This window comes from Lentibacillus populi (genome assembly GCA_014642895.1).
GTDB lineage: Bacteria > Bacillota > Bacilli > Bacillales > Amphibacillaceae > Lentibacillus_C > Lentibacillus_C populi.
Map to the genome: position 1 here is coordinate 19374 of BMJD01000014.1, position 15389 is coordinate 34762.

At 37.9% G+C, this 15389-nt stretch carries 15 protein-coding genes and 1 pseudogene; 1 reads left to right on the plus strand and 15 read right to left on the minus strand.

The features are described from left to right. Positions 1 to 99: 99 nt before the first annotated feature. The 3 genes from IEX12_RS10365 to IEX12_RS10375 all read right to left on the minus strand — a co-directional run bounded on the left by IEX12_RS10365 (position 100) and on the right by IEX12_RS10375 (position 2354). Entirely contained in the window at positions 100 to 297 is a 198-nt protein-coding gene (locus IEX12_RS10365; RefSeq protein ID WP_088051685.1) for a DUF951 domain-containing protein, read from the minus strand. A gap of 20 nt (positions 298 to 317) precedes the next feature. After that, a complete protein-coding gene (locus IEX12_RS10370; protein ID WP_235000431.1) occupies positions 318 to 1229 on the minus strand; it encodes a mechanosensitive ion channel family protein in 912 nt (303 codons plus the stop codon). A gap of 102 nt (positions 1230 to 1331) precedes the next feature. Then, entirely contained in the window at positions 1332 to 2354 is a 1023-nt protein-coding gene (locus tag IEX12_RS10375; protein ID WP_188725104.1) for a YkvI family membrane protein, read from the minus strand. An 88-nt stretch (positions 2355 to 2442) separates the two neighbouring features. Here IEX12_RS10375 and yyaC point away from each other — a divergent pair, with 88 nt between their 5' ends. Beyond that, positions 2443 to 3069 carry a spore protease YyaC gene (gene yyaC / locus IEX12_RS10380; protein ID WP_088051687.1) on the plus strand — a complete coding sequence of 209 codons (627 nt, stop codon included), beginning with the start codon at positions 2443 to 2445 and terminating at the stop codon, positions 3067 to 3069. Positions 3070 to 3373: 304 nt separating this feature from the next. Here yyaC and IEX12_RS10385 read toward each other — a convergent pair whose 3' ends face one another. The 12 genes and pseudogenes from IEX12_RS10385 to spoIIIJ form a co-directional block, all read right to left on the minus strand. Next, positions 3374 to 4078 carry a DUF554 domain-containing protein gene (locus IEX12_RS10385; protein ID WP_088051688.1) on the minus strand — a complete coding sequence of 235 codons (705 nt, stop codon included), beginning with the start codon at positions 4076 to 4078 and terminating at the stop codon, positions 3374 to 3376. A gap of 20 nt (positions 4079 to 4098) precedes the next feature. Beyond that, the gene (locus IEX12_RS10390) at positions 4099 to 5253 is read right to left on the minus strand and encodes an aminotransferase class V-fold PLP-dependent enzyme (protein WP_188725105.1); all 1155 of its coding nucleotides are present in this window, start codon (positions 5251 to 5253) and stop codon (positions 4099 to 4101) included. An 83-nt stretch (positions 5254 to 5336) separates the two neighbouring features. Beyond that, positions 5337 to 6173 carry a ParB/RepB/Spo0J family partition protein gene (locus IEX12_RS10395; protein WP_102416243.1) on the minus strand — a complete coding sequence of 279 codons (837 nt, stop codon included), beginning with the start codon at positions 6171 to 6173 and terminating at the stop codon, positions 5337 to 5339. After that, positions 6154 to 6927: a ParA family protein gene (locus tag IEX12_RS10400; RefSeq protein WP_188725106.1), complete on the minus strand. Its 774-nt coding sequence runs from the start codon at positions 6925 to 6927 to the stop codon at positions 6154 to 6156. Before IEX12_RS10400 ends, IEX12_RS10395 begins: the two co-directional genes overlap by 20 nt. Positions 6928 to 7097: 170 nt before the next feature. Then, on the minus strand, positions 7098 to 7955 hold the full coding sequence (noc, locus tag IEX12_RS10405; protein WP_088051692.1) for a nucleoid occlusion protein: 858 nt from the start codon (positions 7953 to 7955) through the stop codon (positions 7098 to 7100). Between the two features lie 474 nt (positions 7956 to 8429). Continuing rightward, a complete protein-coding gene (gene rsmG, locus IEX12_RS10410) occupies positions 8430 to 9146 on the minus strand; it encodes a 16S rRNA (guanine(527)-N(7))-methyltransferase RsmG (protein WP_088051693.1) in 717 nt (238 codons plus the stop codon). An 18-nt stretch (positions 9147 to 9164) separates the two neighbouring features. Then, on the minus strand, positions 9165 to 11051 hold the full coding sequence (gene mnmG, locus IEX12_RS10415) for a tRNA uridine-5-carboxymethylaminomethyl(34) synthesis enzyme MnmG (RefSeq protein WP_088051694.1): 1887 nt from the start codon (positions 11049 to 11051) through the stop codon (positions 9165 to 9167). An 84-nt stretch (positions 11052 to 11135) separates the two neighbouring features. Continuing rightward, positions 11136 to 12512: a tRNA uridine-5-carboxymethylaminomethyl(34) synthesis GTPase MnmE gene (gene mnmE, locus IEX12_RS10420; protein ID WP_088051695.1), complete on the minus strand. Its 1377-nt coding sequence runs from the start codon at positions 12510 to 12512 to the stop codon at positions 11136 to 11138. A gap of 401 nt (positions 12513 to 12913) precedes the next feature. Further along, positions 12914 to 13432 (minus strand): hypothetical protein, encoded by a 519-nt coding sequence (locus IEX12_RS10425; RefSeq protein WP_088051696.1) that lies wholly within the window; start codon positions 13430 to 13432, stop codon positions 12914 to 12916. Positions 13433 to 13437: 5 nt separating this feature from the next. Then, positions 13438 to 13869, minus strand: a pseudogene (locus tag IEX12_RS10430) (SAR2788 family putative toxin); the annotation flags it as partial. Between the two features lie 107 nt (positions 13870 to 13976). Then, positions 13977 to 14594 carry an RNA-binding cell elongation regulator Jag/EloR gene (gene jag, locus IEX12_RS10435; protein ID WP_088051698.1) on the minus strand — a complete coding sequence of 206 codons (618 nt, stop codon included), beginning with the start codon at positions 14592 to 14594 and terminating at the stop codon, positions 13977 to 13979. Continuing rightward, the gene (gene spoIIIJ / locus IEX12_RS10440; protein ID WP_088051699.1) at positions 14591 to 15358 is read right to left on the minus strand and encodes a YidC family membrane integrase SpoIIIJ; all 768 of its coding nucleotides are present in this window, start codon (positions 15356 to 15358) and stop codon (positions 14591 to 14593) included. The genes jag and spoIIIJ overlap by 4 nt, the downstream gene beginning before the upstream one ends. Positions 15359 to 15389 lie beyond the last annotated feature (31 nt).

Consider the following 15389-nt stretch of genomic DNA (forward strand, 5'->3'; position numbering starts at 1 on the left):
TGCCCATTTTTGCCTGCATGTAATACAAAATTCAATTTTCTACTTCGCTAACCTACGTAAAATGCCATTTCTAAGGAAAAAAATTAATTTTACATGTTTTTATTCCGCTGCTTTTTCCAATACCTTCTTCAGCTTCTTGGTAAATTCTTTTCGCGGAATCATCACACTATGGTCACAACCGAGACATTTGATCCGAATATCCATCCCCATGCGAATAATCTTCCAGCGGTTCTCCCCGCACGGATGCTGTTTTTTCATTTGCACAATATCATATAAACCAAACTCCTTATCCACCATACGTGAAACCTTCCTTTCTCCTATTCTTGATCGCCTTCCCGCAGCCGTCGTTGTTCTCCTTCACCTTCTAATGCAGTAGGAGTTTCATGACGGGTATACATGACGAGCCTTGGTGCTGGAATTTCAATACCTTCTTTATATAGTCTTTCTTTCACTTCTTTACGGATAATTCGCGCCCCTGCCCATTGGTATACTGGCAGCGTTTCAGCAATAACACGAATAACGTAATGGGACGTCTCTAAAGCCTGAATACCGTGAATTGTCGGTGTCGCAACAATTTCTTCATATTTTCCAGGCAAATTCTCAATAACCTCTTCAATTATTCGTTCAGCAGCCGGTATGTCACTTTCATACGGTACATTTATATCAACAACCGCCAAACCATTATGAACGGAATAATTGGTAACCTGTGTAATATTGCCATTTGGAATTACGTGCTGTTCACCTGTCCAGCTCACGATTTTCGTTGTTCGAATCCCAATTTCTTCGACGGTCCCTTCCGCATTGGATGTAATAACATAATCACCTACTGAAAATTGGTCTTCGAAAATAATGAAGAAACCGGAAATAATATCCCGTACCAGATTTTGGGCACCAAACCCAATTGCCAGCCCTGCAACACCAGCGCCTGCTAATAGGGCTCCTACATTTAGTTTAAATACATTGTCCAATATCATAATAAGTGCAGCAAAGTAGACTGTATAGGTTAGCATGTTTTGAACTAGCTTTTTAAGTGTTGTTTCTCTACGTTCGGTTATCTTAAATGGGCCACGTTGTTTGTTTTTGAATAGGCGATCAATGATCTTTTTGCCAACTCGAACAATAATCATCGATACCACAACAATTAACACAACATTATACACTGCCTCAGCAATTGCTAACCACAAATCTGCGCCAGTTATGTAATCCCAAAAATCATTAAGCTCCTTCAAGTTGATACCCCCAAAACCTGCAAATTCATAATGGATGTTATTCCATCTATGAATAAAGTTTACAACAATATAAAGGATATGGAAAGAAATGAACAAGTTACATCACACCCTTTTATCCACTTTATTCCAAATAGGGTATAAAAGCAGGCGTGTCAATACATACAAGTTAAGTAAGCCATAAATTGGATAAATATACGTGATCAGTGTGGAAAAGCCCAATGTAGTTAAAGGAACCATAATAAGCAGGATCACCATAACCAGTAACCATAATGGTATATTCACGTATTTCTTTAATCTGGTTACAATTCCCATTATCCCTGCAGCAGCCGTTGTAAAGATAGCAAACCAGAGAAGAATCGACATAAAAACGAGCATTGCAAATGGATAGTGTTTCAGAATCGCAAACAATGGAATTTCATACAAAAGCAGCTCATCGGCAATCTGAATTAAACTATTGTTATAAACATAAGAAATGACTCCTAAAATCGCTCCACTTCCTATACAGGCGATCCAAATCTCTCCCTTTGAATGGATTTTATTTCCAATTGCTCCAAGCACAGCGATCAATGGCAAAATATTCAAGGCCGTAAATGGAAAAGCAGCCGTCCAGTTCCGTTGTTCATGCCAATGGGCAAAAAGGGAAAGCTCCTGATCAAATGTAAACAAAAGCAAAATATATAACAAGCCACCTAGTAATAACGGTAAAATAAGCTGGTTTATCGATAAAATTCCATTGATATCTTTTAAGAATAACAGAATAAGGACAATAACAATGAAAAAGACTCCCCACCAATATGAGAAATTAAATGCTTGTCCGGTCGCACCACTGCCGGCGATCATGACAACTGTTGTCGTACACAAATAAAGAAAAATCATGATATCGTAAACTCCCGTTAGCTTCCTGCCAACAATATCACGGAGTATTGGCAAATAATCGGTAGACTTTCGCTGAAAGCTTAAATTTAAGATCACATATATTGAGATAGTAAAAAATACCGCAAACAAAAGAATAGCCAGTCCGCTTTCATGACCAAAAAACTGCCATAATTCCCTTCCCGAAGCATATCCGGCACCAATCGTTGTTCCAATAATCAAAAACATCCACTTCAGACCAGCTCTGAGCATTTCATTTCCTCCAATAATTGTAGTATATATGTATACTTCATTCTTTAAATCCGTATACTAATACCAATATGTTTGTGGAGGATAAGCTATGAATCTAAAAAAGCGTTTTACAGTAAAAAATGAAGTTTTCAAGATGGCCTATACAGATCCCGACCTGCTCGAAATAATGTGTGAAAAACTTATCTCATGGCTTCCGGCAATCCCGCAGGAATATGTCGTTGTTTGTATCGGTACAGATCGTTCGACTGGTGATGCGCTTGGCCCGTTAATCGGTACCTTTTTTACAGAATTAAAACCAAAACATATGAGTGTCTATGGAACATTAAATGAACCAGTTCACGCTACCAATTTGGCAAGCTATGTACAGCTTATTAAACGAAAACACCATAAACCATTTATCATTGCGGTTGATGCCTGTTTAGGGAAAAGCAATTCGGTTGGTTCCCTTATTACCGGAATCGGGTCAATAAAACCCGGTGCCGCATTAAATAAACCGCTGCCGCCGATAGGGGATATTCATATCACTGGTGTTGTAAATATTAGTGGATTCATGGAATATTCGATATTGCAAAATACCAGATTATCAATTGTCGTAGAAATGGCCAAAAAAATTGCTGCCATATTAGACCAGATCGATCAACGGTTAACATACGGCCAAACACTTCCAGCGGTTATTTCCCCTAGAAATATTGCACCATCAACCGCTGATATATAGGATCAATATACATTTTTTCTTGGATTAGAAAAGCGTAAGCGCCCGTTTAGCAACGTACAAACTGGAGCACTCCGCAATGAGATAAAGGAAACACGGTGAGCTGGAAGCGAACCGATGTTGACTTATCGTAGTGAAGGAGTGTGAAGTTTGCTAGTTGCTGGGCGCTGGAGCTGGACATGGCCAACTCTGACGTAAGCAGAATAGAGCCTAAATTTTTATACTTCTTTACTTAAAACAAAAAGACTGTCGCAAACAATACGATCTTACAGTTTGCGACAGTCTTTTTGAACATCTTTTTGAAAACTTAAAAAAGCTGATAAATATAATAAACTAAACCCACCGTTATGATGGAAGGCAACAAATTTCCAATTCGAATACTGGTTAATTTTAATAAATTTAAGCCAATAGCAACAATCATCAATCCGCCTACTGCTGTAAGCTCAGTAATAAAGCCATCTAAAAACGGCTTCGGCAGCCAATTTTCTATTTGGGTTGCCAGGAGTGCAATCGAACCTTGATAAATAACGACAGGCAACACGGAAAAAATAACTCCAAATCCTAATGTTGTTGTTAACACAAGTGCCACAAATCCATCAATGATGCCCTTTGTGATTAATATTTCATGGTCCCCTCTTATTCCACTGTCTAGCGCGCCAATTACCGACATTGCCCCAATGACAAAAATAAGCGATGCTGTGACAAAGCCCTGTGCCACACTAAAATTGTCATCTTTTGTCGTAAACTTGCTGCCAATCCATCCACCTAAACGATTCAGACCTTCTTCAACATGAATAAATTCTCCAATTATTGCACCACTTAATAGACTTAATAAGACAATCACAATATTATCCACCTGTAAGGCCATTTGCAAACCAATTAAAATAACAGCAAGTCCTATTCCATGCATAACTGTTTCTTTATAACGTTCCGGTATCTTTGTGAAAAACAGACCAATTAAACTTCCTGCAATGATACATATACCATTTACTATTGTTCCAAATAAAGCCATTGCTACATCTCCAATTGTAATTAAGTTTCATTATAAGCCGCTGTTATTTCCGTTATTGCCTGAAGAAACGCCTTTACTTCTTCTTCTGTATTGTAAATACCGAGACTTGCTCTTACTAACCCCTGGTCTGTTGTTTTTAACATTTCATGGGTTAGCGGACTGCAATGTAAGCCCGCCCGCACAGCAATATCATAATGTGAATCAAGAATCATCGCAATTTCTTGTGAATCCACGTTCATAATATTAAAGGCTACTATCGGCATTCGTTGCTCACCTTCATTCGGACCATAGCACTTAACTTCGGGAATTTCTTGCAATCCTCGATACAACTGTTTTGTCAGCAATGTTTCACGTGGAACATTTTCATTTTTCCTTTGCTCATAGACACAAAAAGCTGCATAAAGTCCGGCTATCCCCGGCGTATTTAATGTACCACTCTCCAATCGCTCCGGCCACTGATCAGGCTGATTTGGGTTTTCTGAAAAGCTGCCTGTTCCGCCATGATGAATAGGTTCTAAATCCATGTCACTTTCAACAAGCAGCATGCCGGTCCCCTGTGGGCCTAACAATCCTTTATGCCCTGGAAAAGCAAGCATATCTATTCCCTGCTGTTTCATATTTATTGTCAGATGCCCAGCTGTTTGTGAAGCATCAACTAATGTTAATAGACGATGTCGTTTTGCCAATTCGATAATTTTATCAAGCGGCATTAATGTTCCTGTAACATTGGACGCATGTGTCATGGCGACTAATTTCGTCTCCGGTTGTACTGCATTTGCAATATCTTGAATAAAAGCAGTTTCATTCCCTTTCCATTCGATATACGTAACGCTGACACCATATTTGTTTTTTATGTACTCAAGCGGTCGGCGGATAGAATTATGCTCGAATGAAGTTGAAATAATATGATCGCCTTTTTGCCATGGCAATCCCTTTATTGCCTGATTTAGTGCTACTGTAGCATTCGGATAGAAAAGTGTTTTTTTCGGATTGCTGCAGCCAAATAATTCGGCTGCTTTTATCCGTGTTTGACTGATTACTTTGGCAGCTCTTCTTGCTAGTACATGTCCTCCCCTGCCAGGGTTCGCCCCAAATTCATTCATAACTTTTACCATTGCCTCGATTACTTCTGGTGGTTTTGGAAAGGATGATGCAGCCTGATCAAAATATATCATGTCCGTTTCCCCCTTACATTAGTGATAGAAAAAAGACTGACGTTAGCCATTCTAGTACTTAGTCAGTCTTCCAGTTATTTAAATTAATCTTCCAGTGATTCGATAATTCTCTCTAAATCTTCATCCGAATAAAATTCAATTTCTATTTTCCCTTTTCGTTTGCCTCGTTGAATCTTAACGGATGTACCAAATCTATCGCGTAACATAGATTCTCGTTCCAGTATAAAAATATCTTTTTTCGGCTTTTCCTTTTTCTTGCCCGGCTGTTTATTTAATTGAACAATTAGTTGTTCCACTTGCCGGACATTCAATTTTTCTTTGCGAATTTTATTTACGAATGGAATAAGTTTACTTTTATCCTTCAAGCCCAATAAAGCTCGACCATGCCCCATCGAAAGCTCGCCATTATTAATGTAAGCAATAACTTGATCTGGTAATGACAGCAATCGAACAATATTGGCTATATGGGATCTGCTTTTCCCTAGTCGTTGTGATAAAACCTCCTGAGTTATGTGTAATTCATTCATTAAATTAGCGTAAGCATGCGCTTCCTCAATTGGTGTTAAATCTTCACGCTGCAAATTTTCCAGCAAGGCAAGCTCCATCATTTTTTCATCGGTTAATTCCTTAACAATAACAGGAATCGTTTCTAATCCTGCTTCCTTTGCTGCTCTAAACCGTCGTTCGCCAACAACAATTTCGTACCCTTTAATGCTTTCCCGAACAATTAGCGGCTGAATAATACCATATTGAAGAATAGATTCCTTTAATTCCTCAATCGCATCTGCATGAAATGTCTTTCTAGGTTGATAAGGATTTGGTCTGCATTCATTAATCGAGACTTTTTGAATGTTGGCTTCATCCTTTTCCTCTATCTCAGGGAAAAATGCATTAATACCTTTACCTAACCCTCTCGCCACTATTCATCACTTCCTTCGCTAATTCAAGATATACTTCAGCACCTCTTGACTTTGGATCATACGTAATGATCGGTTGACCGTGACTAGGAGCTTCGCCTAGACGGATATTCCTTGGAATGACAGATTTATAAACTTTATTCTGGAAATACTTTTTCACCTCTTCGATAACTTGAATACCCAGGTTTGTCCGTGCATCCAGCATTGTTAGCAGTACGCCTTCAATCATTAACTGTTTATTCAAGTGTTTTTGTACCAAACGAATTGTATTCAACAGTTGACTAAGTCCCTCAAGTGCATAATATTCACATTGCACAGGAATCAATACCGTATCAGAAGAAGTCAGTGCATTGATCGTTAATAGTCCTAATGATGGCGGACAGTCGATAATAATATAATCATACTTATCTTTAAGACTATCTAATGCTTTCTTTAAACGAATTTCACGTGATATCGTTGGTACCAATTCAATTTCTGCCCCTGCCAGCTGAATGGTAGCAGGTATAATGTCCATGTTTTCAACATTAGTAGCAACACAAACTTCCTCGGCAGGTAAATCCTCAACAAGTACATTGTAAACACATTGATCCATGTCAGCTTTATTAATTCCGACTCCACTTGTAGCATTACCTTGTGGGTCAATGTCAACAAGCAATACTTTTTTATCCAAATACGCCAGACAAGCACTTAAGTTGACCGATGATGTTGTTTTTCCAACGCCACCCTTTTGATTTGCTATGGCGATTATTTTACCCATGTTGTCACCCACCTAAAAAAACTCTATACTTTTCATTTTATCATCTTTTTAATAGAAAGAACTAATTTTTTTACTTTGTTAGCAAAAAGTAATTTAGGAGGCTGCAAAAAAATAACCTAAAATACCCATCAAAAATAGATGGGTAGATTAAGTATTTTTTTATACATCCTTTATTTCTTTTTCGGGATCTTAATTGTGATCTGATAGTATTCATCCAAATCCTTTTCATCTGTTTCCACATTGATACCTGTGTCGGAGACCATATTTAATGACTGACGAATGGTGTTCATGGCAATTCGGATATCCTTATTTACACCTTTTAATTTTGGACGCTTCTTTTTCTTATCTTCTTTCGTGTCCTCAAGTTTAGTAATTCGTTCTTCTGTCTGTTTCACATTTAAATCTTTTTCTAAAATTTCCTGTAAAATTTTCTCCTGTTTTTCGGGTTCCTTAAGCTTAATCAATGCTCTTGCATGCCGTTCCGTTATCGTTTTCTCCAACAAAGCGTACTGTACACTTTCCGGCAATTTTAACAATCGTAATTTGTTTGCAATTGTCGATTGGTTTTTCCCTAACCGTTGTGCCAAAGCCTCTTGAGTTAATGAGTGAAGCTCCAATAGTTTTGCATATGCGGAGGCTTCCTCAATTACTGTCAGTTCTTCACGCTGCAAGTTCTCAATCAATGCAACAGAAGCTGTTTCTGCATCCGTCATTTCCCGAATGATAACAGGTGCCTTTTCCCATTCCAATAATTGAACAGCACGCCATCGTCGTTCACCAGCAATCAGTTCATAGGATTCATCATCTATCTTTCTGACAACAATCGGCTGGATCATTCCATGTGTATGTATCGTTTGCGCTAATTCCTTTATTTTTTCTTCATTAAATATGGATCTGGGTTGAAATCGGTTTGGTTCTATATTTTTAACCGGGATTTGAATTACTTCATCCGGTTGATACGTCTCTTCCCCTGTTTCCGGATCTGTTTTTTCTCCCAACCCAAAGATACGGTTAAAAGGCTGCAACATTATCAGACACCACCTTTAGTCTAAAACTTTACTGATAGAAGATGTTCAAAAAGTCCGGTAAAAAGGACATCAATGATTCCAGCTGGCTTGTCACTTTGCCTCGAACTTCGATGTACAGGACGTTCTAGAGTCAGCATTACAACAGAACATTTCAAATTTAACCGACCTCATTCCTTTTTATCGTCTTCTTAAACACAAATTAAATACAAAGCGGCAAAACTATAGAAATGTTTCACGTGAAACATTTTTAGCAATAGTGTAGAGAAATTTAATATAATAAAAAAGAAAATAATAATGCGCTAACATATTGTAAATTCACCGCACTTGTAAACTATTACTATTCCTGATCATATTCTACCATAGATAGGACTAGAAAAGTATGGGGGAGCTAAAAATTTATTATCAGGGATGTTCAAAAGGTCAGCAAATGATAAGCAGCCACTTTTGAACTCGCATTATCAGTTCCAATACAAATTAGGACAACGGTTTTTTATTTGGCACCCCTGCTTTTCTGGGATACTTGGAAGGTGTTTTTCGTTTTTTATCAATTATCACAATCGATCGCTCGCTGTTTTCTTCCGGCAGCGAAAATGTATGTACCTTTTTCGTATGTCCACCCAACAGCTCAATGGCTGTCTCGGCATCACTTAATTCCTCATTCGCTTGTGAACCCTTCATCGCGATAAATACGCCGCTTTTTTTGCATAACGGTAAACATAATTCACTTAAAACTGACATTCTAGCCACAGCTCGTGCCATTACAATATCAAAGGCCTCCCTGAATTTTGCGTTTTTCCCAACATTTTCAGCGCGATCATGGTAGAATGCAACGTCTGTTAGATCAAGTTCTGTTGCCAAATGGTTAAGAAACCCAATCCGCTTTTGTAATGAATCGATAATTGTCACCTTTAATGCTGGAAAACATATTTTGAGTGGGATGCTTGGGAATCCAGCACCAGCACCCACATCACAAATATGCAGTTCCTCTGTAAAGTCCTCGTAAAAGGCAGCAGAAATGGAATCAAAAAAATGCTTTAAATAGACATCCTGTTCAGATGTTAACGCCGTTAAGTTAATTTTTTCATTCCATTCAACTAAGATCTTGAAATAAACGGAAAATTGATTGATTTGCGCTTTATTAAGTTCAATACCTTTTTTTTGTAATTCTGTAACAAATTGTTCTGGATTCATAATGGGGTCTCCTTGTATTTAATTAGCTACCCGGGCTATTTTACCCTGCTCAATATAAATGAGTAAAATAGACACGTCGGATGGGTTGACACCGGAAATTCTGGAAGCTTGACCAACGGAAAGTGGACGTACCTTTTTTAGTTTTTGTCTTGCTTCCGTAGCAATCCCATTCACGTCATCATAGTCAAGATTTTCCGGAATTTTTTTATCTTCCATTTTAAGCATACGTTCTACTTGTTCATTTGCCTTTTTAATATAGCCCTCATACATGATTTGAATTCCTACCTGTTCCTTCACATCTGATGGCAGCGTATTATCCGGTTCTATGACACGTTCTATCATCCCATACGTTATTTCCGGCCGTTTTAGTAAATCAGATGCTTTTACAGCTTCTTTCAGTGGTGTAGCATTTACATCTTTCAACAAAGCTTGCACATTTTCTTCAGGTTTAATGATTATTTTTCTTAAACGATTTTTTTCCTGCTCCACTAACCGATTTTTCTCGACATATTTCTCATATCGTTCCTTGGTAATTAATCCAAGTTTATAGCCTGTTTCCGTTAACCTTAAATCGGCATTATCGTGGCGTAATAACAGACGATATTCAGCGCGGGATGTTAACAAGCGATAGGGCTCTTTTGTCCCTTTTGTCACAAGGTCATCAATCAACACGCCAATATACGCTTGTGAACGGTCTAAAATTAACGGATCCTTGCCCAGTACCTTGGCCGCTGCATTAATTCCTGCCATCAAACCTTGTGCGGCCGCTTCTTCATAACCAGATGTCCCATTGATTTGTCCAGCCGTGAACAGGCCAGGAATTTTTTTCGTTTCAAGTGTTGGCCAAAGCTGTGTTGGAACGATAGCGTCATATTCAATCGCATATCCGGCACGCATAATTTCAGCATTTTCAAGCCCCGGTACAGATCGAACCATTTCATGCTGAACAGATTCCGGCAATGAGGTCGACAAACCTTGCACATATACTTCCTCTGTTTCCCGTCCTTCAGGCTCCAGGAAAACCTGATGACGCGACTTATCATTAAAACGGACAATCTTATCTTCAATCGATGGGCAGTAACGTGGCCCTGTACCACGTTTTGCTCCGGAATACATGGCGGAAAGACTCAGATTATCATTAATAACCTGATGGGTGAATTCATTTGTATATGTTAACCAGCAAGGGATTTGATCGGTAATATATTCTGTCGTTTCATAGGAAAATCCTTGCAGCTTTTCATCACCAGGTTGAATTTCTGTTTTCGAATAATCGATTGTATGGCTATTCACACGCGGTGGTGTTCCAGTTTTAAATCTTGTGATCTCAAATCCCAGTTCCTCTAAATGCTCTGAAAGCTTGATGGACGGGCGCTGGTTGTTTGGGCCGCTTTCATATTCCAGATCACCCATCAGTACTTTTCCACGCATAAACGTACCAGTGGTTATAATAACGGTTTCTGCATGATAAGCAGCCTTCGTTTCGGTCAATACTCCTTTACATACACCATCTTCTATAATTAAGCGGTCCACCATTCCTTGACGGATCGTTAAATTTTCCTCATTTTCTAATGTCTTTTTCATTTCCCGAATATATAACGGTTTATCGGCCTGTGCACGTAATGCCCTTACAGCCGGACCTTTTCCTGTATTTAACATACGCATTTGAATATACGTTTTATCGATTACTTTTGCCATGACACCGCCTAGGGCGTCAATTTCTCGCACCACAATTCCTTTTGCCGGTCCACCAAGTGATGGGTTACACGGCATAAAGGCAATCATATCCAAATTAAGGGTCAGCATTAATGTCTTCGCACCCATTCTGGCAGCAGCGATACCAGCTTCACACCCGGCATGACCGGCACCGATGACGATTGTATCGTAATGTCCTGCATCATATACCATAATTGTTCATCCTTTCCTTTATGATTAAATCTGACATCCAAATTTTATTTCACTAACCAATGCCAGATGAATTAGATTTCAAATTTACTTTCCTAAACAAAATTGAGAAAATAACTGATCAATTAAACTGTCACTAGCAGTATCCCCAATTATTTCTCCTAATAACTCCCATGTTCTTGTTACATCTATTTGCACGATATCTAAAGGCATCGCTATTTCCAAACCTTGCATCGCATCTTCCAACGCTTGTTTTGCCTGTTTAAGCAGCTGGATATGCCGTACATTTGAAACATAAGTTACATCGCCAGTGTCTATTTCCCCAGCAAAAAATGTTTGCGCAATTGCCGCCTCTAATTCATCAATTCCAGCTTCTTTGATTAACGCTGCTGTTATAACCGGACTGCCGGCTGCAAGGTGATTTACCTCATCCATGTCCAGCTTTTGCGGTAAATCTGTTTTATTAACAATCACAATATATTCCAAACCTTGAATTGCTTCAAACAGTTTTTTATCCTCTTCCATTAGTTCCTCATTATAATTTAATACAAGTAAAATAAGATCCGATTCTTTTAATACCTTTCGTGACCGTTCTACACCAATTTTTTCAACAATATCCTCTGTTTCGCGGATTCCTGCTGTATCAACCAATTTTAATGGAACACCACGTACATTAACATATTCCTCAATGATATCACGGGTCGTACCAGCTACTTCGGTAACGATTGCTTTATTTTCCTGAACCAGTGCATTCATCAGTGATGATTTTCCTACATTCGGGCGGCCGATAATTGCTGTTGCCAGGCCTTCACGTAAAATTTTACCCTGTTTAGCAACTTGTAAGAGCCGCTCAATTTCATCATGCACTTTTTGGGTCTTTTCACGCATCATTTGATGGGACATTTCTTCTACATCATCATATTCCGGATAATCAATATTCACTTCAACATGCGCTACTGTTTCCAGCAATTCTTGTCTTAACCGCTTTATCAGACCTGACAAACGTCCATCCATCTGTTTTAATGCAACAGACATCGCTTTGTCTGTCTTCGCTCGAATCAGATCCATTACCGCTTCAGCCTGTGATAAATCAATCCGTCCATTCAGAAATGCCCGTTTTGTAAATTCTCCAGGCTCCGCCAGACGAGCATTTTTACTAAGAATGATTTCCAATACACGATTTACTGATACCATCCCACCATGGCAGTTAATTTCAACAACATCTTCCCGCGTAAATGTTTTTGGTGCCCGCATTACTGATACCATAACTTCTTCAGCGATATCACCTGTTTCCGGGTCAATAATTTTTCCATAATGGATCGTATGTGATTCAACCTGTTCCAAGTCTTTTTTACTGAATAACTCATTCGTTATCGCAATTGCTTTTGGCCCGCTTAGTCTCACTATCGAAATCGCGCCTTCCCCAATCGGTGTTGAAATTGCTGCAATTGTATCTCTCTCCATCTCTTTTCACCTCCATCATTACCTCATTTTTCATCTATAATTAAAAATTTTATTTTAGCATCACTAACTTAATAGAATATCACAATTATGCCCAAAAATAAACTTATCCACAACGGAAAATTTTATAATATCCTTTATTGTCTTGTCCACATGTGAATAACTTTATTGGTTTTCAGATCGTCAACAGATTGGAAAACTTATGTAAAAATGGTGGGCATCAGAATTTCAGGATAAACTAAAGAGGCACTTATAAAATGTTAAGCGCCTCTTTTCTATATTAATTCGTAAGTTTTCGCTAGTCTGTTAATTGGTAATTCAACAGTTAACAAAATACTAAATTCACAAAAACAATACATTACACCTTTAGAAAAAATCAACGATTAATTCATGTATGAGTTTTATCAAATGTTATTATCGTAGTATTTATTATATTTTTCAGAGTAGTTTTCTTTTAATGAAGTAATTTTATTAACATTGTTAGAAATAATGTCAATAACGTCACTACTAACGTACACCAAGGACTCGTCAGTAAAAAAACTAATATATGCTTCATTATGACCTTTGAAAATTTTAGAACAATACTTTATTATATCGTACCTTTCTAAATTTTTTATAGTAACGTACACAGCTCCTTCACCACTAACCTCATCAATAACAATGTTTTCATGCCATTTTTTTATATCTATAATTTTCCCAATTTTAGATTTTGAAGAGAAACGTTTATTATTAACGATATATTCTGATACAAATATAACACTTATATTTTCTTTTTCGTTAAATACATCTTCAATAATCTTTTTTATTAAAGTAATATTTAAGTCTTCCATACCGAATCTAATTCTTTGTTTTGAGTTTACTTGAAAATAAGGTGTTTCCTTATAACAATCGAACTCGATATTTAATTTATCTAACTTTACCAAGTCACTCAATCTCCAATTCTTTTTAATTCGGCATCATAAGTGCCTGATCTAGTTTTTTTACTCCCTAATTTTTTAACTGTACTAGCACCTTTCCAAACTCCACCGTTATGTCCATCCTTGTCTACTGTTATATATTTTGGACCTTTACCTTTTTTACCACGTTTAAACACTTTTTGTCCATGTGAAATATATTTTGTAGCAGAATACCCTAAATCTTTTGCTGCAGCTTTAGCAACTGCTGGTGTAGCTCTAATCATTGAACCTACAATTGATTTAGACCATTTTTTAATTGCTTGCTTCAAACCTTGTTTTGCAATAAATCCAACAATTACACCAATTACTGGCCAAACAGATGCTTTTAATTCTGTAGTATCATAAATATACTCTTCCCCAGAATCCCTATCAATGAAAACTGCCTTAAAGTTCTCTTCATCTGACTAAAGTCATAAAAAAACCGCTTTGATTCACTATAATCAAAGCGGGAGGCAAATTATAAAAGCTATTTTATTATATTATAATTGCGTTGATTCGACAAAATGCTTTTCTAAGATGGCTTAATAACAATATGCCTGTGCGGCTCGACCCCATCAGAATATGTGGAAATGCTTCCATTATTTTGTAATGCGCTATGAATAATCTTCCGTTCAAATGCAGGCATTGGCTCAAGGGCAACATTTTTATTTAGACGCACTGCTTTTTCAGCCATTTTTTCCGCCAATGACTGTAAGGTCTCTTTCCTACGTGCACGATAGCCTTCCGCATCCACTGTAACTGTGTAAAATTGGGTCCCTTCTTTATTTAATGCCAGATGTACTAAATATTGCAATGCATTTAACGTTTGTCCACGTTTTCCGATCAGCATTGCTATTTTTTCACCTGTTAAATTATAGGTAACATGGTTCCCGTCTACTGTTGTCGTTACTTCAACAGGTACGTTCATATGTTTCGTAACTTCTTTTAAGAAACGTTCTGCTTGTTCAACCTGATTCTTTTTCATGGTTACTTTTACGACCGCCCGTTTCGATCCGAAGACACCAAGAAGTCCTTTTTTTCCTTCATCAATAATGACTGTTTCAACGTGGTCCCTTGTCGTGTTTAACTGCTCTAATGCTGATTGGACCGCATCATCAACTGTTTGTCCACTAGCAGTTATTTCTCTCACTTTTTGTCTCCTCCATTACTATTATTCATCATTGGTTTACGGATAAATACCGTCTGTGCCACCATAAAGATGTTACCAACTACCCAGTAGAGTGCCAATGCGGATGGGAAGAACAGAGCAAATACGGTGATCATGATCGGCATAACATAAAGCATCACCATCATTTGCGGGTTTTGAGCAGCCGGACTGCCTGCCATCATTAGCTTTTGCTGCAGGAATGTAGCACCACCAGCAATTAATGGTAAAATATAGTATGGATCTGGTGCACCTAATTGAACCCATAAGAAACCATGATCCTTAATTGCCTCCGTACGCATAATGGCATGATAAATTGCAATTAAAACCGGCATTTGGACAAAAATCGGTAAACAACCAGCGAGTGGATTTACGCCATGCTTCTGGAATAATGCCATCGTTTCCTGCTGTAGTTTTTGCTGTGTATTTGCATCTTTTGAACTGTATTTCTTTTGTAATTCCTTTAACTGTGGCTGAATATCCTGCATTGCTTTGGAACTCTTTAACTGTTTTACATTTAAAGGTAACAGTACTAGTCGAATAATAATGGTCACGATTACAATCGCTAAACCATAGTTACCGTCAAACAAATTAGCAAAATAAGTAATTAACTGTGACATCGGGTATACGAAATATTTATTCCAAAATCCTTCACTCTCTGGTGTAATTGGCTCGTTTACACTTGTACATCCAGAAAGCAATGCCAGCAATCCTATGAAGGTTGCAAGCAACAAAATCTTTTTACGCACAATATTTCCTCCTAACTTTCATGCTACAACG